The sequence below is a fragment of the Saccharopolyspora taberi genome, assembly GCF_039534165.1.
GTDB classification, from domain to species: Bacteria; Actinomycetota; Actinomycetes; order Mycobacteriales; family Pseudonocardiaceae; genus Saccharopolyspora_D; species Saccharopolyspora_D taberi.
Map to the genome: position 1 here is coordinate 542,942 of NZ_BAAAUX010000014.1, position 20,479 is coordinate 563,420.

16 protein-coding genes are annotated in these 20,479 nt (G+C 72.0%); 7 read left to right on the top strand and 9 right to left on the bottom strand.

The annotated features are described in order from the left end of the window. Window positions 1–301: 301 nt before the first annotated feature. Window positions 302–1,135 (top strand): SGNH/GDSL hydrolase family protein, encoded by an 834-nt coding sequence (locus ABD691_RS16805; protein ID WP_344680704.1) that lies wholly within the window; start codon window positions 302–304, stop codon window positions 1,133–1,135. Window positions 1,136–1,138: 3 nt separating this feature from the next. On the opposite strand, the gene ABD691_RS16810 is transcribed toward ABD691_RS16805, so the two are convergent. Then, entirely contained in the window at window positions 1,139–1,474 is a 336-nt protein-coding gene (locus ABD691_RS16810; protein ID WP_344680706.1) for a hypothetical protein, read from the bottom strand. Between the two features lie 690 nt (window positions 1,475–2,164). Between ABD691_RS16810 and ABD691_RS16815 the strand changes: the two genes are divergently transcribed. Further along, a complete protein-coding gene (locus ABD691_RS16815) occupies window positions 2,165–2,503 on the top strand; it encodes a DUF8129 domain-containing protein (RefSeq protein WP_344680708.1) in 339 nt (112 codons plus the stop codon). A 37-nt stretch (window positions 2,504–2,540) separates the two neighbouring features. Here the strand turns inward: ABD691_RS16815 and ABD691_RS16820 are convergent, their stop codons facing one another. The 4 genes from ABD691_RS16820 to ABD691_RS16835 form a co-directional block, all read right to left on the bottom strand. Then, window positions 2,541–3,896, bottom strand: coding sequence for an NtaA/DmoA family FMN-dependent monooxygenase (locus ABD691_RS16820; RefSeq protein ID WP_344680710.1), 1,356 nt, complete (start codon window positions 3,894–3,896; stop codon window positions 2,541–2,543). A 1-nt stretch (window position 3,897) separates the two neighbouring features. Then, entirely contained in the window at window positions 3,898–5,043 is a 1,146-nt protein-coding gene (locus tag ABD691_RS16825) for an LLM class flavin-dependent oxidoreductase (RefSeq protein WP_344680712.1), read from the bottom strand. Window positions 5,044–5,189: 146 nt separating this feature from the next. Then, window positions 5,190–6,410 carry an MATE family efflux transporter gene (locus ABD691_RS16830; RefSeq protein WP_344680714.1) on the bottom strand — a complete coding sequence of 407 codons (1,221 nt, stop codon included), beginning with the start codon at window positions 6,408–6,410 and terminating at the stop codon, window positions 5,190–5,192. Then, window positions 6,407–7,903, bottom strand: a complete 1,497-nt coding sequence (locus ABD691_RS16835; RefSeq protein ID WP_344680716.1) for a nucleotide-binding protein — start codon at window positions 7,901–7,903, stop codon at window positions 6,407–6,409. Before ABD691_RS16835 ends, ABD691_RS16830 begins: the two co-directional genes overlap by 4 nt. A gap of 271 nt (window positions 7,904–8,174) precedes the next feature. Between ABD691_RS16835 and ABD691_RS16840 the strand changes: the two genes are divergently transcribed. From ABD691_RS16840 to ABD691_RS16850, 3 genes are all read left to right on the top strand, one after another. Beyond that, window positions 8,175–8,924 (top strand): CDP-alcohol phosphatidyltransferase family protein, encoded by a 750-nt coding sequence (locus ABD691_RS16840; RefSeq protein ID WP_344680718.1) that lies wholly within the window; start codon window positions 8,175–8,177, stop codon window positions 8,922–8,924. Window positions 8,925–8,926: 2 nt separating this feature from the next. Continuing rightward, on the top strand, window positions 8,927–9,370 hold the full coding sequence (locus tag ABD691_RS16845) for an FAD synthase family protein (RefSeq protein WP_344680720.1): 444 nt from the start codon (window positions 8,927–8,929) through the stop codon (window positions 9,368–9,370). A 98-nt stretch (window positions 9,371–9,468) separates the two neighbouring features. Further along, the gene (locus ABD691_RS16850; RefSeq protein ID WP_344680722.1) at window positions 9,469–11,124 is read left to right on the top strand and encodes a right-handed parallel beta-helix repeat-containing protein; all 1,656 of its coding nucleotides are present in this window, start codon (window positions 9,469–9,471) and stop codon (window positions 11,122–11,124) included. A gap of 1 nt (window position 11,125) precedes the next feature. On the opposite strand, the gene ABD691_RS16855 is transcribed toward ABD691_RS16850, so the two are convergent. Together ABD691_RS16855 and ABD691_RS16860 are read right to left on the bottom strand one after the other, a co-directional pair. Continuing rightward, complete coding sequence (locus ABD691_RS16855; protein WP_344680724.1) at window positions 11,126–12,766, bottom strand: PQQ-binding-like beta-propeller repeat protein; 1,641 nt, start codon at window positions 12,764–12,766, stop codon at window positions 11,126–11,128. Beyond that, window positions 12,763–13,935, bottom strand: a complete 1,173-nt coding sequence (locus ABD691_RS16860; RefSeq protein WP_344680726.1) for a DUF1972 domain-containing protein — start codon at window positions 13,933–13,935, stop codon at window positions 12,763–12,765. The genes ABD691_RS16855 and ABD691_RS16860 overlap by 4 nt, the downstream gene beginning before the upstream one ends. Before the next feature lie 337 nt (window positions 13,936–14,272). Between ABD691_RS16860 and ABD691_RS16865 the strand changes: the two genes are divergently transcribed. Then, window positions 14,273–15,568: an O-antigen ligase family protein gene (locus ABD691_RS16865; RefSeq protein WP_344680728.1), complete on the top strand. Its 1,296-nt coding sequence runs from the start codon at window positions 14,273–14,275 to the stop codon at window positions 15,566–15,568. Next, on the top strand, window positions 15,568–16,680 hold the full coding sequence (locus ABD691_RS16870) for a glycosyltransferase (RefSeq protein WP_344680730.1): 1,113 nt from the start codon (window positions 15,568–15,570) through the stop codon (window positions 16,678–16,680). The genes ABD691_RS16865 and ABD691_RS16870 overlap by 1 nt, the downstream gene beginning before the upstream one ends. Here ABD691_RS16870 and ABD691_RS16875 read toward each other — a convergent pair whose 3' ends face one another. Both ABD691_RS16875 and ABD691_RS16880 read right to left on the bottom strand, forming a co-directional pair. Beyond that, a complete protein-coding gene (locus ABD691_RS16875; protein WP_425565093.1) occupies window positions 16,681–18,150 on the bottom strand; it encodes a sugar transferase in 1,470 nt (489 codons plus the stop codon). Between the two features lie 194 nt (window positions 18,151–18,344). Beyond that, complete coding sequence (locus ABD691_RS16880; RefSeq protein WP_344680734.1) at window positions 18,345–20,468, bottom strand: glycoside hydrolase family 97 protein; 2,124 nt, start codon at window positions 20,466–20,468, stop codon at window positions 18,345–18,347. Window positions 20,469–20,479: the final 11 nt, after the last annotated feature.

Below are 20,479 nucleotides of genomic sequence, written 5' to 3' on the forward strand. Positions count from 1 at the left end.
TAATGGGCGCGGCGAACCGGGCAGGGGGCGGGGCGCGGCGGGGCCTGGGGCGCGGGGCCTGGGACGCGGCGGGCAGGGCCGGGGCTCACGGTGGGTCGGCCGGGCTCGCAGTGGGCCGGGCCGGGGCTCACGGCAGGCCGGGACCGGAGCGGTCGCGGCGAGCGGAGTCCGGCCCTCGCACCGAGCGCAACCCTGCCCCCGCCGCGGGCGGAACGCCGAGCCCCCGAGACTTCGCCTGGTGGTCGCCGGATCGCCACCGCCACCTCACCGGCTGGGGAGCCGCGCTGAGAATCATGTGCGCGTGCACGCAGAGGTGATCACTCCGGATCCCCGGCCGCTGGGGAGGCCTACCACGCTCGCGGTACTCGGGGACTCCATCGCGGTCGGCATCGGCGACCCGGTCCACGGCGGCGGATGGCGCGGGTTCGCGCCGCTGCTGGCCGACTCGCTGGGAGTCGCCCGGCTGGTCAACGTCTCCACCAGCGGTGCCCGGATCGGCGATCTGGCCACCGGCCAGCTGCCCGCCGCCCTGCGCTCGCAGCCGGACGTCGCGGTGGTGATGGCCGGGATGAACGACACGATGCGCTCGGACTTCGACGTGCGGCGGCTGCACGCCGACATGGACCACGTGCTCTCCAGGCTGACCGACGCCGGGGCGACCGTGGTCACGATCCGCTACCACGACCACGGGCGGGTGTTCCGGTTGCCCGGTCCGCTGCGGCGGTTCCTCACCGGCCGCATCGACGACCTCAACATCGCGCTCGACGCCGCCGCCCAGCGCCACGGCGCCGGGGTGGTCGACCTGGACCGGCTGCCCGGCGCCTACCACCCGGCGACCTGGAGCGTGGACCGGCTGCACCCCGGCGAACTCGGGCACCGGATGCTCGCGCACGCCTTCGCGCGCGAGTTCGCCAACGCCGGGGTCGCGCTGTCGCGCGAGGTGTCCCTGCGGTGCTCCGGTGGGAGGCGGGTCAGCCGGCTCGATCACCTGCTGTGGCTGCTGGCCAAGGGAATCCCGTGGCTGGTGACCCGCAGCGCGGACCTGATCCCCTACTTCGCGAACGCGCTGCTGCGCCCGCGCGGGATCCCGGACCCCGTCGACGACGACCTGCCACGCAGGCGGACCACCGGCTGACGGTCACACCGGGCGCGCGTCGGTGACGTACAGCGGGATCCCCTGCATGCACGTCGTCGGCGTCCCCGGCCGGGCGTCGCCGCGCACGATCAGCCGCGCGCCCACGTCCCGGATGTCCGGGTCGTCTCCGATGAGCAGGTACGGGCGTCCGGAGGTCCGCAGCAGGTAACAGCCCTGCTCGACACCTCGGGCCACAGTGCCGATCACCGTGATGTGGCCCGGGACCGCGCGGGAATGCGCCACCTCCACCGGTGGAGCCGGGCCGGGCGGCTGCGGGGAACCGGAGGCGGCCACCGCGACGACCGCCGCTGCCAGGACCAGAAGTCGTAATCCACCCATGGGCCCATTGGACTACCGGGCGACGGCGGACGCGAGGTCGGAAACCCTTTACCGGAACGGGAAATCCGGGGAAACCAGGGCTTCTCGGCGGAACGCTCCCAAGATCGTTCCGGGCATCCTCGCCGCACCCACACGGGGGACAGTGAGGAGAAGTCCTGATCGCACGCCCGCTACTCTGCGCAGTCACCGATGCGCTCGCCCTGACCGGCCTGCCGCCGCAACACCGGCCCGGTGCTCGACCTGACGTTGCGGGCACCAGCGCCTGACCCGCACCGCGAAGCGGTCTGGCCGACTGAACCCGCAGCCCCGCAGCCCGCGCACCACGGCTAGGAAACCGGGCCGCCGCACGCGTCGCAGCGGACCACGTCTGTCCAATCTGGACAACTTTCCGTCCCGGTTCCGCTGCCACTCCTCATCGCGGTCGTGGCCCCGGCCCTCGTCGAGCCACGCCGCGATCCCTGCCGGACCTCGGACCCGCCGCTGAACCGATCGAGCGGTGCGGCGGGCACCACCTGATTACCACGTGCGACTTCCGGGTAGTCCGGTCCAAGATACCCGGGGAGGAACCGGAGCACCATGGTCCACATTGCACTTTCCACGCGGGACGCGTGATGATGCCCGGGTGTTCGAGGCCCGGCTGACGTCCGGGTGTTCGAGATGCCCGGCTGTTCGAGTCCAGGAGGGTTCACCATGGCGGAGAAACGACTTCCCCTGCCCGACTACGACGAACTGCCCGTCGGCGTGCTTCGCTACCGCATCCGCTCGCTGGACGCCGACGCGCTCGGCGTCCTGCTCGACCACGAGAAGGGCCACGCCGACCGCGCGCTGGTCGAGGAACTGATCACCAACCGGCTGCACGAGCTGGAGCAGGGAGCCCGGCCGTCACCCGGCTCCCCCGCCGACATCCCGGAAGCCCGCCGCCACGCCCGCTCCGGTTCACCGGTGACACCGGGTAGCGGGCGGCAGCCGAGCGGGCCGCCCGCCCGGCACGGCGTCATCGGCGAACAGGGCAGGCCCAAGCCCAACTGAGGCGGGCAGCGGGCAACCGGCACGGCCGCAGGACGGCTTATCCAAGCCGCGAAGCAGCCTGGACACCGAGGTGGTCCCGCAGGGTCTCCCCCTCGTACTCCGTCCGGAAGACACCGCGCTCCTGCAGCAGCGGGACCACCGTGTCGGCGAACTCGTCCAGCCCGCCGGGCGTGACGTGCGGGACCAGGATGAATCCGTCGCTGGCGTCGGCCTGCACGAGCCGGTTGATCTCCTCGGCGATGGTGGCCGCCGAGCCGACGAAGGTCTGCCGCGCGGAGACCTCGATGATCACCTCCCGCAGCGACAGGTTCTTCGCCGCGGCCAGCTCGCGCCACTGGTTGGCGGTCGCGATCGGGTCGCGGTGGTTGCGCACGCTGGCGCGGCCCTTCGAGATCGTGTTCTCCCCCACCAGCGGGTCGATCTCGGGCAGCGGCCCGTCCGGGTCGTAGCCGGACAGGTCGCGGTTCCACAGCTGTTCGGCGAACTTGATCGCGGTCTGCCCGCTGACCTGCTGCCTGCGCACCACGGCGGCCTTCTCCGCGGCGTCGGCGTCGGTGTCGCCGAGCACGAACGTCGCCGCGGGCAGCACCTTGAGCTGCTCGTGGGTGCGGCCGTGGCGGGCGAGCCGCCGCTTGACGTCGGAGTAGAACGCCTGGCCCGCCTCCAGCGTGCCGTGCCTGCTGAAGATCGCGTCGGCGGTGGCGGCGGCGAACTCGCGGCCCTCGTCGGAGTCGCCGGCCTGGAGGATCACCGGCCGCCCCTGCGGGCTTCGGGGCACGTTGAACCGGCCGGAGATGTCGAAGTGCGCGTCGTGGTGGGCGAAAGAACCCGCGGCCGGGTCGGTCAGGAACCTGCCCGACTCGCGGTCGGCGACGATCTCGTCCCCGCGCCAGGAGTCGAACAGCTCCCACGCCGTGCGCAGGAACGTCTCGGCCCGCTCGTAGCGCTGGTCCTGCGGGAGGAATCCGCCGCGCCGGAAGTTCTCGCCGGTGAAGGCGTCCCACGAGGTGACCACGTTCCACGCCGCCCGCCCGGCCGAGAGGTGGTCGAGGCTGGCGAACTGGCGGGCCACCTCGTAGGGCTCGTTGAAGGTGGAGTTGATCGTGCCCGCCAGGCCGAGCCGGTCGGTGACCGCGGCCAGGGCCGCCAGGACGGTGAAGGTGTCCGGCCTGCCGACCACGTCCAGGTCGTAGATCCGGCCCGCCTGCTCCCGCAGCCGGAGCCCCTCGGCGAGGAAGAAGAAGTCGAACTTGGCGCGCTCGGCGGTCCGCGCCAGGTGCGCGAACGAGCTGAACTCGATGTGGCTGCCCGCCTCCGGATCGCTCCACACGGTCGTGTTGTTCACACCGGGGAAGTGCGCGGCCAGGTGGATCTGCTTGAGCGGCTTGGTCATCTCACACTCCCGCGTAACGGTTGGCAGGGCGGGGCAGGCCGAGCAGCCCGCGCAGGGTCGAGGCGGTGTACTCGCGGCGGAAGGCGTCCCGCCGCTGGAGTTCCGGCACCAGGCCGCGGGTGATCGCGGTCAGGTCGTGCGGGATCGCGCCAGGGCGCAGCCGGAAACCGGTCAGCCCGGCGGAGTTCCACTCCAGCAGCAGGTCGGCCAGCTGCGCCGGAGTACCGGTGAACACGTGCGCGTCGGAGGTGTGCTCGGCACCGGCGAGATCGTCCAGGCGCGCCTTGCGGCCGGCCGCGGCCCCGGGAGTCCCGTCGAGGAAGACCAGGAGGTCGCCGAAGACGAGAGGTCCCCGGACGTCACCGGCGATCGCGGACACCTCGCCGGTGTCCTGCGGGGTCACGAAGACGATGTCGGCGCTCTGCTCCGCCAGCCGGTACACGACCTCCTCGTGCGCGAGCACCGCCACCGGGGGCTGCCCCTGCGGCGGGCGCGGGGTGATCGACGGTCCCTTGACGTTGAACCACCTGCCCTCGAAGTCGATGTAGTGCAGCTTGTCCCGGTCGATGAACCGGCCGGTGGCCACGTCGCGGATCTCGGCGTCGTCCTCCCAGGAGTCCCACAGCCTGCGCACCACCTCGACGTAGTCGGCCGCCTCGCCGAACAGCTCGGCCGCGAGCTCCCCGCCGAGCCGGTCGAGGGAGAACGGCTGGAACTCCCGGCGGCCGAAGTGCGCTGCCTCGCTGGCGCGGGGGGTCACCTGGGCGCGCAGGCCCGCGCGACCGTTGCTGACGTAGTCGAGGGTGGCGATCGCCTTGGAGATGTGGAACGGCTCGGTGTGGGTGACCACCGCTGTCGGCACGATGCCGATGCGGGAGGTGCGCGGTGCGACCCGCGCCGCGATCAGCACCGCGTCGAGCCGCCCGCGCACCTGGTCGGTCCGGTCGTCCGGGCCGTCCTCCAGGGTGGACTGCGGCCCCAGCCCGTCCTCGATGGTGACCAGGTCCAGCAGGCCGCGCTCGGCCTCGGTCACCAGGTCCGTCCAGTAGTCGGCGGTGAACAGCTCACCGGGCCGCGCGGTCGGTTCCCGCCACGCCGCCGGATGCCAGCCCGCGCCGTCCAGCGCCACCGCAAGGTGCAATGTCATCGGTGTGGTCCCTTCTTCGTCCTCCCGAAGACCATCACCAGCTGCAAGACACCTCGCGGGATCGCTATTCCGGCGTCCACAGCGTGGGAACCCGCCTTGACCTCGGCGGAATGCGACGATCCGTCCCGCCGGGCGGGACAGCGTGCTCAGGCCCGCGAGCGGATCGCCAGCCGCCGCACCCGCCAGGAGGAATAGGCCCCGCCGCACGCCATGAGCCAGGGAACGACCGCCACGCCGTCCCACCAGAGCAGCGCCGCGGCGACCAGCGCCAGCCCGAGCAGCGAATCCACCAGCCTGATGAGGAAGACCTCACGCGCCTTCCTGCGCGCCACCGCCTCGGTGACGTGCGGAAGCCCAGCCGCCCAGGACATCAGGTAGGCGACCCATCCGAGCACCAGGAGTGGATCCACCTCGCTTCCTGTGAGCAAACGCCCCAAGGGATTCGACAGCAACGCCAACGAAATCCCACCGATTCCAGTGCCCAGCAGCAGGATCTTCGCCGCGCGGCTCGCTCTCCCGTGCGCGCGAGCCGCGGATTGCCGCTCCCTCGCGGCGAAGTCGGACAGCAGGAATCCGCCGGCTCCGTTGATCACGACCTGCAACGGGGCCACGACAAGCCGGCCCGCTTCCAGCGCACCGACGGCGGCCAGCGACAGGAAGGCCGACACCAGCACGCGCGAGGCGAGCAACGCGGCCGGCCGCAGGGCCGCCTGGAGCGATCTCCACGCCGCGAACGACAGCACCTGCGCCAACGCCGCACGCCCGGGGCGCACTCGGCGCAGCTCGTCAGCGGGTAGTTGCAGGATCCCCGTGAGCACCGCCGCACCCGCGCCCATCGCCATCGACGCCAGCAAGCCGAGCAGCGTGATCCGGCCGGTCGCGGCGAAAATCCCCACCGCGACCAGCGTGACGACCAGATGCGCGGTGTCGTTGACGACCAGGCGCCAGAACTCCAGCCGGGCCATCAGCAAGCGCCGCGCCGTCTCGGCGGCCAGCCGCAGCACCACCATCGCGGCGAAGGCCGCCGCGACCCACGGCTCGCCCTCCGCCACCACCAGGGCGGTGCCGACCGCGACGGCCAGGCAGAGCGCCCAGCAGCCGAGCGCGCTCGCCGCGATGCCCGCGCGGGTGGCGGGATCGTGCCGGTCGAGCACCGCGAGCGCGTCGCCCACCCCTCCCGTGTAAAGGCCGCTCGCGGTCACCAGGAGTGCCAGCAGCAGCGCGAAAGCGCCGAACTCGGCGAGCCCGAGCGCTCGCGCGGCGAGGATCTGCAACACCAGGCTCGTGCCCGCCGTGATCCCCTGCGACAGGACCGGCGCCGCCTTCGCCGCGAGCCCGCGCACCGACCGCGCGGCGGTCGCCGTCACCGCGCGGGAGCGGGCTCGGCTGGTTCGGCGCCGCGTGCCGGTGCCGAACCGGCGAAGGTGAGCACGTAGCCGGTGATCGTGCCGCCGAACAGGTGCAGCTGCTCCCGCAATCGCCGCAGCGAGCCCAGATCACCGTCGCGCCGCACGGTGACCACCACGCCGTCGGAGGCACCGACCAGCGGGGTCGTCTCGGGCTGGGCGATCAGCGGCGGGAGGTCCACCAGCACCAGGTCGTAATGCGCCCGCATCTCGGTGATCGCCTGCCGCAGCAGTGCCGACCGCAGCTGCTCGCCGGAGTACGGGTGGCCGTGCCCGGCGGGCACGACGCTGAACCGGACGCCGTCGCCCAGGTGCACCGGCAGCGTCGCCTGCGCCAGCGACGCGGTGCCGGTCGCGATCGAGGTCAGCCCGGCCCACTCGGCCAGCCCGAGGTGCCGGGACAGGTCGCGGGAGCGGACCGCCGCGTCGACCACCAGCACCCGCAGGCCGTCCCGCGCCGCCGCACCGGCGATCTGCAGGGCCGTTGTCGTGGCGCCCTCGCCCCCGGACGCGCTGGTCACCAGCACGACTCCGCTGCCGATCCGGCTGCGCAGGCCGGAGGCCACCAGCTGGTAGGAGCGCAGCGGCGGCACGCCGGGGCGGCTCAGCGCCGGGGCCGCCTGCGACGGCACCGTCTCGATCTCGCCGAGCACCGGTTCGTCGACGACGCGGACCAGGTCGTCGGCGTCGCGGACCCGGCGGTCCCGGTCGGCCCGGAACCACGCCAGCGCGGCGGCCAGCATCATGCCCACCGCGGTGCCGATCGCGGTGTCGCGCAGGGTGCCGCGCCAGGGCCCGACACCTCCCGCCGAAGCGACATCCACAAAGGACACACCGTCGTCGAACTGGGCCGCGACCAGCTTGATCCGGGCGATCTGCTGGTCGAGGTCGCTCAGCGTCTGCCCGGCCGCGGAGCCGATCGGCGCGCCCGGCGGGACCCCGGCGGCCTCGGCCACGATCCCGGCGCGCTGCGCGACCAGCGTCTGCAGGCCCTTCTCGGTCGCCGCCGCGACCTCGGCGCGGGACTGCTCCTGGTAGGCGGCGATCACCTCGTTGGCGATCAGCGCCGAACGCTCCAGCCCGGGGCCGTCGACGGTGATCTCGATGGATTCGCCGCTGGAGGACGCCTCCGCGGTGATCGCCGAGCGCAGCTGGGGCAGGGACTCGGCACCGAGCCGGACCCGCGCCGCCGCCAGCACCCGGTCGGAGGTGACGAACAGCGCGCGCTGCTTGACGTAGCGCACGAAGCTCGACTCGCTGGTCATCTCGATCCCCAGCGCGCCGGTGTGGTCCGGTGCCTTGAGCACGATCCGCGCCTGCGCGGTGCGGCCGTCGCCCGCCGCCAGCGAGAACGCGAGGCTGACCAGCACCGCGACCGCCACGATCGCGAGCGAGATCCAGCGGTACCGCCACAGCGCCCCGAAGATCGTCGGTGTCGGGTGGGCGTCGTCCATCGGCCGTCTTTCCGCTCTGTGCCAGAAGGGGGAACTGCATCCTGGTGTTCGGCGCCCGAGGTAACGCACCGGGCCCCTGCGGCGAATACCGCGTGAACACAGCACGCCGATCTCCGGGGATGCGCCGGCGAAAGCGGACGGGATCGGCCACGACCAGGGGGTGAAATACCGTTTTCGAGTATTCATACGACGGTGATCGCCTGTCAAGCTGCTCCGCCCGCGGCGGAGCATCCCGGCTGTGCCGCCGAACCCGGCACGCGAAAGGGTCCCATTGACCAGTACCGGCATTCCCAGATCCGGGTTCCGCTCCGCTCTGCGGCGGCTGCCGTCCGCGCAGAAGTCGGCGAAGGGAGCACCGGCCTACTCCCGCTTCGTCAACCGCCGGGCGGGCGGCTACCTGGCGGCAGCGGCCTTCCTGGTGCGGGCGACGCCGAACCAGGTCACCGCGATCAGCGCGGTGTGCACGTTCGCGGGCATCGCCGCGCTGTTCGCGCTGCCGCCTTCCTGGCCGACTGGGATCGGGGTGAGCCTGGCTCTGCTCGTGGGATACGCGCTCGATTCCGCCGACGGCCAGCTGGCGCGGTTGCGCGGCACCAGCAGCGTGTCCGGTGAATGGCTGGACCACGTGATCGACAGCGCGAAGATCGCCACCCTGCACATGGCGGTGCTCGTGTGCGCGTTCCGGTTCTTCGAGCTGCCGAGCGCCTTCCTGCTGGTGCCGATCGGTTACGGGGCCGTGGAAACGGTGCTGTTCTTCGCGATGATCCTCAACGACCAGCTGCGCCGCGTGCACGGCGCGAGCACCCGGCAGGAAGGGCGCCCGTCGACACTGCGTTCCCTGCTGGTCCTGCCGACCGACTACGGGGTGCTGTGCCTGTCGTTCGCCCTGCTCGGCTCCCGCACGGCGTTCGCTGTCTGCTACGGCCTGCTGTTCGCGCTCAACGCGGCGTTCCTGCTGGCAGCGCTGCGGAAGTGGTTCGGGGACATGCGGGCGCTGGACCGCGCGGAACGGGGGCGGTGACCGTGACCGTCATCGGATACGCGCCGGGCGCCTACGACATGTTCCACATCGGACACCTCAACATCCTGCAGCGGGCGAGCCTGGAGTGCGACCACCTGATCGCCGGGGTGGTCACCGACTCGGTGCTGCTGCGGGTCAAGGGCCGCACTCCGGTGATCCCCTTCGACGAGAGGCTGGAGATCGTGCGCAACATCCGATGCGTCGCCGAGGCCATCCCCGACCAGCACGAGGACAAGTTCCGGATGTGGGAGCGGCTGCGCTACGACGTGCTGTTCAAGGGAAGCGACTGGCGCGGCACGCCGCGCGGTGCGGAGCTGGAGGACAAGCTGCGGCGGGTCGGCGCGCGGGTGCGCTACTTCCCCTACACCCGGCACACCTCCAGCACGTTGCTGCGGCAGCGGATCTCGATGCCCGCGCCGGCCGCGCTCGAACCGGGGCCGGCGTGATCCGCCGCGGCCGGCTGGTGCCCAGTCGCGCGCTCCCCAGTCTCGCGCTTCTCTGTCTCTTGCTTGCCGGCTGCACGTCCGCCGGATCCGGGCCGCCGGTGGCACCACCGCCCGCCCAGGTCGTCACGACCGACTACCCGGTCCCGCCCGGAGCGGTATTCGTCGCGCCCAACGGCGACGACTCCGCTCCGGGGAACGAATCCCGCCCGCTGCGCACCTTGGGAGAGGCGGTGCGGCGGGCCGCGGCGGGCGCGACGATCGTCCTGCGGGAGGGCACCTTCCGCGAAACCGTCGGCCTCGTCGGCAAGAAGCTGTCGATCCAGCCGTATCCGCGGGAACGGGTGTGGCTCAAGGGAAGCCGCGTGGTGTCCGACTGGACCCGCTCCGACGCCGTCTGGCGGCACGAGGGCTGGGACGTGCGGCTGTGCCGGACCTGCTTCCTGCCCGGCATCATCGATCCCGCCCATCCGCTGGCGGGACTGCCCGACATGGTGTTCGTCGACGGACGGCCGCTGCGCCAGGTCGACGGCCGCGGGGCGGTCACCCGAGGCACCTTCTTCGTCGACGTCAAGCGCAAGGAACTGCTCATCGGCGACGACCCCACCGGGAAGTCGGTCGAGGCGACCGAGTTCGACTGGCTGCTCCAGTTCGACGGGGCCGGTGCGGCGGGCAGCATGCTGCGCGGCGTCGGCGTCGCCCACTACGGCTCGAACCAGCAGTACGGGCAGCGCGGGGCGATGGTCGTGGTCAACGCGCCGTCGGTCACGCTGGAGAACAACGTCTTCCAGTCGTCGGCCTCCAGCGGTGCCGCGGTCTTCCAGCCCGGTGCCGCGGTGACGGGCAACCGGTTCCTGGACAACGGCCTGGTCGGCATGATGGCCAACCGAGCCGACGAGCTGCGGATGACCGGGAACACCTTCGCCCGCAACAACAACGAGCACTTCTCGCTGACCGGCGAGGCGATCGGTTCAGCGGGGGCGAAGATCACCCGCACCAAGCGCGCGAGGGTCACCGACAACACCTTCGCCGACAACTTCGCGACCGGCTGGTGGTGCGACCTCGGGTGCACCGACGCGGTCGTGGCGCGCAACGTCGCGCGGGGCAACGCCGTCAACGGGCTGTACTACGAGGTCTCGGCCCGGGCCGTGATCGCCTCCAACGTGGTGGCGGGCAACGCCGGGCGCGGGATCAAGATCTCCAGTTCGGACCACGTCCGGCTGTTCCACAACACCTTCGTCGACAACGGTGTGGCCCTCGGGCTCTACAACGACCCGCGCTCACCCAGCTCCGATCCCTACAGCGAGGAGCTGGGGCTGTCCTGGATCACCTCGGGCACCGAGCTGGTGAACAACTTCCTGATCCGCCAGCGCGACGCCGCGCGCTTCGTCGAGTCGGCCGACCACAAGCCGGATCCCAAGCCGGAGGCGGCGTTCGTCTCGGCCGCCGACGGCAACGCCTACCTCCGGACGCCGGGTTCCGAACCGTGGGGAACGTGGTCGACGGGCCACGGGAAGGTGGTCACGATCGCCTCGCTCGAACAGTTCCGGGAGGTCACCGGCCACGACCGGCACGGCCTGGCGGCCGGCCCGACGCCGAGCCCGTTCCGGGATCCGGGCAAGGGTGACTACTCGCTGCGGGAGTCGGCTCCGGGGAAGCAGGCGGGACGCCCGCTTCCCCGCGACATCGCCGCGATCATCGGTGTCGCCCCCGGTGGGCGTCCCGACATCGGCGTGCTGGCCGGGCCGCGGCGGTGAGTCAGCCGATGCTGGTGCGCGGTGAGCTCAGCACCGCGCCGTCGGCGTCGACGGCCCGGATCCAGTACTCCACCCGGCCGCGCGGCGGGTTCTGGTCGGTGAAGCTCAGCTCCGAGAGCGTCCACGGCCACGCGCTGCGGGTCGTGGTGTGGATCGGCTGCGGGGTGTCGCTTCGCATGACCTCGTAGCCGAGCTCGCGGTTCTGGGCGTCCCAGGTGCCCTGCCAGCGGATCACGTTGCCGCCGAAGAGCCGGCGGTTCACCGAAGGCGCCGGGAACGGGACCTGCGGGCCGTTGTTCACCGCACCGGGCACGCCCCGGGCCGCGAACCGGGTGAGCGACTGCTGCGGGACGCCGTTGACGACGGTGAACTCGCCGCCCACGACGACGTAGCGGCCGTCGGTGTCCACCGCCCACGGCCCGTTGAGCCACGGGCTGGTCGACGGGCCGCCGTTGGTGTTGGGCAGCCAGGGCAGCAGTTCAGGCACCGGGTCGCCGCTGCGGACGTGGTTGACCGAGCGCTGCGCGGTGCCGGTGGCCGTCGTCGTCTCGGCCAGCAGGCGCTGGTAGTCGATGCGGCCGTTCTCCGGAACAGCGTTGATGGCGGCGCAGTCGTGGGTGTGCGATGCGCTGTAGAGCACTCCCCCGGCCACCGCCACGCTTTGGGTGTCGCCGTAGCAGCCGTCCATCCACTTCGGACGCCCGGTGGCGATGTCGAGCGCGCCGCGGCCCTCCAGCCGCGGATCACCACCGCGCCAGTTGTAGGAGCCGAGGTAGACCGTGCCGGAACCGTCGGTCACCAGGTCCGTGACGGTGTCCGCATCGGACGGTGTGACCCACTCCCACGGCACGGGCGCGCCGCTGACCGCGTCGACGGCGGTCAGGCCGTGCCGGTAGTTGCCGCTGACCTGGTCGAATGCGCCGCCGATCACGGTGCGCCCCTGGGCGGTCAGCACCGCGAACACCTCCTTGTCCGCGGCAGGCGCCCACGGCAGCAGTGCGCCGGTACCGGTGCTCACCGCGGCGAGCCGGGTCCGCGGCACGCCGTCGACGGCGTTGAAACCACCGCCGAGGTAGACGGTGTCGGCCATGATCGACAGCCCGCGCACCCGCCCGGCGACGCGGGGCCGGAAACCCGGGTCCAGTGCTCCGGTCGCGACGTCGAATGCCGCGACGCGCGACCGCCACTGCCCGTCGATCCGGTCGAAGTCGCCGCCCACGTAGACCTTGCGGCCGTCCGGCGAGGTCTTGATGCGGAACACCGCGTCGCAGACCCACCGGCCGTCCCCCGCGGGCTCGCAGAACGGGCCCGGGTCCGGGCCGGAGAACGTGCTGCCGCTGACCACCGGCGCCCATGGGAGCAGGTCCCCGGTGGTGACGTCGAACGCAAGCAGGTTGTCGCGGGTGACCTCACCGGGCCCGCCCGGTGCCACCCCCGCGGGCCGGGCCTTGCTGAAACGTCCCCCGGCGATGGCGACGTTTCCCGCTATGGCGACGGAAAACACGATCCCGTCGGTCTGCGGCGTCGGCAGCGCGCCGGCGGTGACCGGCTGCGGGAGCGGTTCGGCCGACGCGGTCACCGATCCGGACAAGGTGGCGGTCACCGCCAGCAGGGCGGACAGGGCTTTGCCTGCGCGGGTCATGGCAGCTCCTCGGTCTTCGGCGCGACGACCGGGCCCAGGTCGGCGGGTTTCCAGGCCGGGCGGGCGGATCGGCGCCTGCTTGCGGACAGGACGCGGGCGGCGAGCTGCTCGTACTGCTCGGCGACCCCGTCCCAGGTGTAGCGGTCCAGCGATCCGACCTGCTCCTGACCCCGCAGCAGCGCGGCCAGCGGATCGGCTTCGGCGGCGTCGCACAGCGCGGCCAGGCCGTCGGCGTCGGTGAAGTAGCGGCCGAAGGAGCCGAGCACTTCCCGGTTGAACCGCACGTCGTAGGCCGATGTCGGCGCGGCGGCCCCCATCGCGCGCAGCAGCGACGGGTTCGTCCCGCCGACCGAGTGGCCGTGGACGTAGGTCAGCGCGTTGCCGTACAGCTGGTCCAGCAGCCGCTGGTCCCAGATCCCGCCGAGCAGCCGGATCTTCGGGTCCCGCCGGGCAAGCCGGTTGATGCGCGCCGTGTACTCGTTGGCGTAAGGCGCGGACCCGACGACCACCAGCGGGTACCTGGCGTTGCTGCGCAGGTGCCCCTCGATCGCGAGGTGCACGTGGTTCTCCGGCTCGAAGCGGGCGACCACCAGGTGGTACGCCCTCGGCCGGAGGCCGAGTCCGGCGATCCCGTCGGAGCCGATCCCGCCGAGGACCGGTGCGCCGTAGGGGATGTAGTCGGTGGCGACGCCGAACCGGTCGCGGTAGTAGTCCTGGATGCCGCGGGCGTCGGCGATCAGCGCGTCCGACCAGCGCACGGCGAGCGCCTCCGCCCGCCGGTAGTAGGCCGAGCCCGCCGGGCCCCACTTCGCGCGCTTCCACTCCAGCCCGTCGACGTGGGTGATCACCGGAATCCCGCGCATCCGCAGCAGGGGCAGCAAGGGCGCGTTCGCGGAGTTGAACACGACCGCCACGTCCGGACGCCTGCCCGCGGCGTGCAGCATCGACAACGCCGTGTGGCTGAGCGTTTCCAGCGTCTTGCGGCGCAACGCGGGGCGCCGGACCAGCCGCATACCGAGGTGTTCGCCGGTGCCGCGCACGCCGTCGCGGCAGTACACGGTGATCTCGTGCCCGCGCCGCACCAGGCGGCGGCCCACCTCCTCGACGCACGTCTCGAACCCGCCGTAGCGCGCGGGCACACCCCGGGTGCCGATCAAGGAGATCCGCATGATCCTCGTTCCACCGCTTTCCCGTCGCCGAGCCGAAAACGCCGGGTGCGCCGTGGCGGCCCGGCGGGTCGCGCGGTTTTGTGCGACGTGTTCACCGCGATGCCCAGCTTGTAATATGTCGAGGACGGGCTGTCGTTACACGAGCCCGTTCTTCCCCGCCCCGTTTGCCCTGCCCCCGGTTTGCCCTGCCCCCGTTTTCGCAGCCCCCGTTTTCGCAGCCCCCGTTTGCCCTGCCCCGGTTTTCGCAGCCCCGCCCCAGCCCCGTTTTCGCAGTCCCGTTTTCCAAACTCTCTTCCCGGCGCTGTCGCGCCGGGTCCCACCGACCCGAGGACCGGCCGTGAGCTGGAACGCCCTTCGCCGTGCCGCGAGCAGCCGTGTCGCTGTCGCGAGCAGCCGTGGTGCCACCGCCGCGGGCTGGCCGGTGTGGTGCGCGCTGGCGCTGGTCGTGGCCAGCGAGTACAAGTTCCGCGTGCGCGCCGACGACCAGTCGGTCTCCGGCTCGGCCGACGTGTTCGTGCTGCTGGAGATCGCCGCCTACGCGGTGGTGGCGTGCCTGCTGTTCCTGCGCTTCCGGCCGACCTCGCGGGTGCGCCGCGCCGACTGGATCACCTGCGCGGTCTACGCCTACGGGGCGGTGCTGGTGCTGGCCGCGCTCTACTCGCCCTACCGCGCGCTGGCGATCGTGCGGGCCTGCCAGGTCGTGGTGCTGCTCGCGCTGACCCGGTCGATCGCGCGGCACTGCACGCTGGACGCGGTGCACCGCATCGCCCACTGGTTCGCGGCGCTGGTCGGCGCCTCGGTCGTCTTCGGCGTGGTGGTCCCGTTCCCGCGCCTGCCCTCGCAGCCGGACCGGTTCACCTGGCTGCACCTGCATCCGGTGGACGCGGGCCAGTTCCTGGCCATCGCGGTCGTGATCCTGGCGGCGTACGTGTTCGGCTTCCGGCTCGAACGCGCCGGACCCCGCTGGCCGCTCCCGGTCTACCTGGTGCTGCTGGCCGTGTGCGCCGCGGGGCTGATCGGGACCAACACGCGAGGCGCGGCGCTCGGGGCGATCGTCGGAGGCCTGGCCATCACGTGGTTGCGGTGGCGCGGCCGGAGGCGGTGGGAAATCGCGGTCGCCCTCCTCGTCGTGCTGGCGACTGCATGGCTGGCCGCCGGAGAACTGATCGAGTCCTTCTTCGCCCGCGGTGAGTCGGCCGAGCGCCTCGCGTCGCTGAACTCCCGCACCGATCTCTGGGCCTACGCCTTCGAGGCGTTCCTCGAACGCCCGCTGTACGGGCACGGGCTCACCGCGTCGCAGGGCCTGTTCCTGGACAAGATCGGCCTGGGTGGCGGGCACAACGGCCTGGTGAACCTGCTCGTCGACACCGGGCTGCTGGGTGCGGTGGTGTGGCTGGTGCTGCTCGGCGGGGTCTTCGGCGGTGCGGTGGCGTTGCGCGGCAGGCGGCCGGAGCCGCGGATGGACCGCATTCTCGTGCTGGCGACCCTGGTGAGCATGGTCGCCAACTCGATGTTCACCGAATCGCTGGGCGCACCGGCCACCGTCGCCTGCGCCTGGCTTTTCCTGCTGGCGGCCTGGACGAGCATGGCCGCGGGCGAGCAGAGGGAGACCCCGTGGCCCGAACGGCTTTGATGACCCATCCTTCGGCCGAGCTGTACGGATCCGACCGGATATTCCTGGAATCCGCGCTCGCGCTGGCCGGTGCGGGCTGGCGCGTGGTGGTGGCGCTGCCCGAGGACGGCCCGCTGGTCGGCAGGCTGCGCGAACACGGCGTGGAGGTGGTCTTCTGCCCCACGCCCGTGCTGCGCAAGGCCGCACTGCGCCCGCGCGGATTCCTGAAGCTGCTGGCGGAAACGCTCGCCGCCGTGCGCCCGGCGCTCGGGCTGCTGCGCCGAACCCGCCCGGACGTCGTCTACGTCAACACGGTAACCGTGCCGCTGTGGCTGGTCCTCGCCCGCCTGACCCGGCACGCGGTCGTCGCGCACGCCCACGAGGCCGAGGACGGCGCGCCGTGGCCGGTCCGGTTCGCCCTGGCCGCTCCCCTGCTGAGCGCGACCCGCGTCGTGGTCAACAGCGAGGCCACCGGCACGGTGATCACACGTGCTCTGCCGAGGCTGCGGCACCGGATCCGCCTGATCTACAACGGTGTCGCCGGACCGGCGGAGGCTCCCGGCGCGCGGCGTGAGCGCACCGCACCGGCACGCATCGTGCTCGTCGGCAGGCTGTCGCCGCGGAAGGGCACTGACGTCGCGGTCCGCGCGGTCGCCGAGCTGCGCGCGGGCGGGTACGACGTCGTGCTCGAACTGCTGGGCTCGGCGTTCACCGGATACGAGTGGTACGAACGGCAGATCGACGATCTGGTCCGGGAGCACGACCTCGCGGACGTGGTGGCACTGCGCGGATTCCGGCCCGATGTCTGGGGCGCCTACCGGGAGGCCGACATCGCGCTCGTGCCGTCGCGGTTCGAGCCGTTCGGCAACACCGCAGTGGAAGCGCAGCTAGCCGGTACGCCGGTGATCGTCAGCGACGCGCAGGGACTGCCGGAAACCGTGGCGCACGGCGAGTTCGGCCGGATCGTGCCCGCCGGAGACGCCCGTGCGCTCGCTGCGGCGATCCGGTCCGCGCTGGAGAACTGGCAGAACACCGTGCGCACCGCGGAACGGGCCCGTGCCCACGCGGCTTCGGCGTTCTCCCCGCAGCGCTACCGCGACGACATCGCCGCGCTCGCCGGCGAGGTCGGCTGATCAGTACGCGCCCTGCTTGGTCAGCACCGCGCGCACGGTCTTCCAGAGGATCACCGCGTCCAGCGCGAGGGACCAGTTCTCCACGTAGCGCAGGTCGAGCCGCACGCTCTCGGCCCACGACAGGTCGCTGCGCCCGCTGACCTGCCACAGCCCGGTCAGGCCCGGTTTGACCAGCAACCGCCGCTGCACCTCGTAGTCGTAGGTCTCGGACTCCTCCGGCAGCGGCGGCCTCGGGCCGACCAGCGACATGTGCCCGGCGAGCACGTTGAACAGCTGCGGCAGTTCGTCGAGCGAATACCGGCGCAGGAAGGCGCCGATCCTGGTGACCCGCGGATCGCGGCGCAGCTTGAACAGCGGGCCCGCCGCGTCGTTGGCGTCGGCGAGCGACGGCCGCAGCACCTCCGCGTCGACCACCATCGTGCGGAACTTCAGCATGGTGAACGTGGTCCCGTTGCGGCCGGTCCGGCGCTGGCGGTAGATCACCGGCCCGCCGTCGCCCGCCTTCACCGCCGCGCTGATCACCAGCAGCACCGGTGCGAGCAGGACCACCAGCAGCAGGGCGCTCACCCAGTCCGCGAGCGCCTTGATCACCCGGTGGCCGCCGGTGAACGCGGGGGCGCTCACCTTCAGCATCGGCATCCCCAGCACCGACGACACGTGCAGCCGGGGGCCCGTGACCTCCATCAGCACCGGGGCCACCACCATCTCGGCCGCGGTGTCCTCGATCTTCCACGCCAGTTCCTGGAGCCTGCGCGGGGTCCAGTGCGCGTCGGCCGTCACGGCGACCACCCGGTAGCCGCCGCGCCGGACGTGCTCGGCCAGCTCGTCGACGCCGCCGATCACCGGTACCCCGTCGACCTCGCTGATCCGCCCCGCCGAGCGGTGCACGCACAGCGCTTGGACGTCCCACCCGACGTGCGGCTGGAGGCGGGTGCGGGCTATGAGGTCGCGCAGCGTCGCCGGGCTGCCCGCGGCGATGACCGGCAGCAGGCACCTGCCGTTGCTGCGGGCGCCGTGCAGGTAGCGGCGCAGCAGGTAGCGCTGCGCGAGCACGATCAGCAGAAGCAGCGGCAGCACGCCGAACACCCACGGCCGGACCTCCAGCACCGGGAAGGCGAGACCGGTCGCGGCGAGCACGGCTCCGGCGGCGAAAACTCCCCGGCCGAGGCGCCGGTACTCCTCGTGGCCCTGCCCGAGCACACGCGGGTGCCACGAGCCGGCCAGCGACCACAGGACGGCCGCGGCGGTCAGCACCGCGAGTCCCGCCGGCGGGACACCCGGAAAGCCGAGCAGCGCCAGCGCGATCCCGGCTCCGGCCGAGGTCAGCACCGTCGCGAGCACGTCGGTGACGATCACCGCGCGGCGGTACCGCCGCTCCCACCTCGCCACCGGAGCGGGCCCGCTCGGCACCTCGGCGCTCAGACATCCGTTCGCCGCGGCCGTTTCCGGCAATGACAGCGGGACGCGCATCGGCTCCTGCATCGGACCCCTCTCTCGTCGGCGAAGCGTCCGGTGCCGGAGGCGATCAAGCTCGGACGTGAGAGCTATCGGGGTGGTCGCGAAACCGTTACACGTTCATTCGAACAACCCGAACGGCCGATTCAGGTCCCATCGATGCCCACAGTGGACAGAGCGGAGGTCCCCGAACCGGCCGGGGGCGGCGGTCAGCGGTACCGCGGCAGCGAGCGGGCCTCCTGCTCGGTCGCCGGAACAATCCGCATCGCGTGCCCGCCGCCCCGGGTCAGTTCCGCCCGGACGACGGTTCCGGCGTCGACCAGCCACCGGTCGATGCGGACCGCGTTCGGGTTGGTGTCCAGGTCGGCATCGGGTGCGTCGGCGTAGACGTGCGCGACGAAGCCGCCCGCGCCGAGGAAGTCCAGCGGCACCTCCAGCGTCCGCTCCTGCTCGTCGGTGAGGCTGCCGACGAACCACCGGTCCCCGCTGCGCCGGGCCATGGTGATGAAGTCGCCGATCTCGCCCTGGAGCACGCGGGTCTCGTCCCAGGACACCGGAACTTCGCGCAGGAACTCGAACTCCGGCGCGTCCCGGTAGTGCTCCGGGACGTCGGCGAGCTGCTGGAGGCCGCTGAGCAGCACCGGGTACAGGGCGATCTGGTGGGCGCGCGTGGTGTGCACGCGGGTGCCGTCGTTGTTCGGGCCGTTGGGATCTTCGGGCGACTGCTCGGGGAACCAGGTGATCTCGAAGATGCCCGGCGTGTAGTCCAGCGGGCCGCCCAGCATCACCGTGAACGGCAGGGTCACGGTGTGCTCCGGCGGGTTGCCGCGCGACCAGGCGTCGTACTCGATGCCGCGCGCCGCCTCGCGGCTGACGAAGTTCGGGTAGGTGCGCTCGATCCCGGTGCCCTTGATCGGCTCGTGCGCGTTGATCATCAGCTTGTACCGGGCCGCCTTGTGGATCACCCGCTGGTAGTGGTTCACCATCCACTGGTCGTGGTGGTAGTGCTCCTCGATGTCACCGGCGTAACCGGTCTTCACCCCGGGCAGGCCGAGTTCCTCGTACAGCGCGAAGGCGTCGTCGAGCTGGCGCTCGTAGTTGTCGATCCCGCCACCGGTCTCGTTGTGGGCGAGGAAGGCCACGCCGCGTTCGCGGCCGTACTCGACGACCCGCTCCAGGTCGAACTGCGCGTTGGCCCGGGTGAAGTTCTGGCTGTCGCCGAAACCGTCGGACTGCCAGCCCTCGTTCCAGCCCTCGGCCAGCACGTACGGGATGCCGTTCTCGGCGGCGAAGTCGATGCAGCGCAGGGTGTTCTCGGTGGTGGCGCCGAGATCGGGCCCCTCGGTCCAGGTGTTGCGTCCTTTGTGGATCTCCCACCAGATCCCGGCGAACTTGCCGGGGGCGATCCAGGAGGTGTCCTCCAGCGCGCAGGGCTCGTTGAGGTTGAGCACCAGGTTCGACTCGACCAGATCGCCCGGCCGGTCACCGAGCAGGAACGCCCGCCAAGGCGTCGGGAACGGGGTGCGCAGCCGCGCCTTGACCCGTCCCTCGCCCTTGCGCGGGACCAGCGCGCTGCGCAGGTGCGGGCCGCCGTCGATCTTGGCGAGGGTCATGTCCGGGTAGTTGAACAGCGCTGCCTCGTGCACGGCCAGGTAGAGGTCGTCGGCCACGCGCACGGTCAGCGGGGTCGCGAGGGTGCCGAGCTGTTCGCCCTCCTCGCCGCGCGGATCCTGCCATTCGTGGGTGAATCCCCCGCCGGTCAACGGGGTTTCGGTGTAGAGGTACTCGACGGAGTCGTAGTTGGCCGGGCACGACCAGGCGGTGTGGTCGGCGGTGAAGCGGAACTCGGTGAGCTCGTCGAGCACCACGAAGTCACCGAGGTCGTCCTGCTCCGGGAACACGTACCGGAACCCGACGCCGTCGTCGAACACGCGGAACTCCACCTCGAAGATCCGGTCGTTCTCCCGCAGCCGCAGCACCGTGCTCCGGCAGTGGCTGCGGATCTCCGACGCCGAGCCCCACACCGGCCGCCACGTCTCGTCCAGTTCCCGCGTGCCGACCGCGTCCAGCTCCGCCGACTCGCCCAGGCCGCTGCCGTCCTCGAGCTCGAAGCCCAGCCCCGACCAGTCGATGACCTCGCGACCGGCCTTTTCCACGGCGTACTCCGGCCTGCCGTCCCGGACCCGGAAGTGCGCCCGCACCGAGCCGTCCGGGGAGGTGGTGGTCACCGGAGCGCCGGCGGCGTGCGCCGGGGACAGCCCGACCGCCAGCAGGCCGGAGGCCAGACCGGAGGCTTTGGCGAACGTGCGGCGGTTGATCAGGTGCTCGGACATCCCAGACCCCT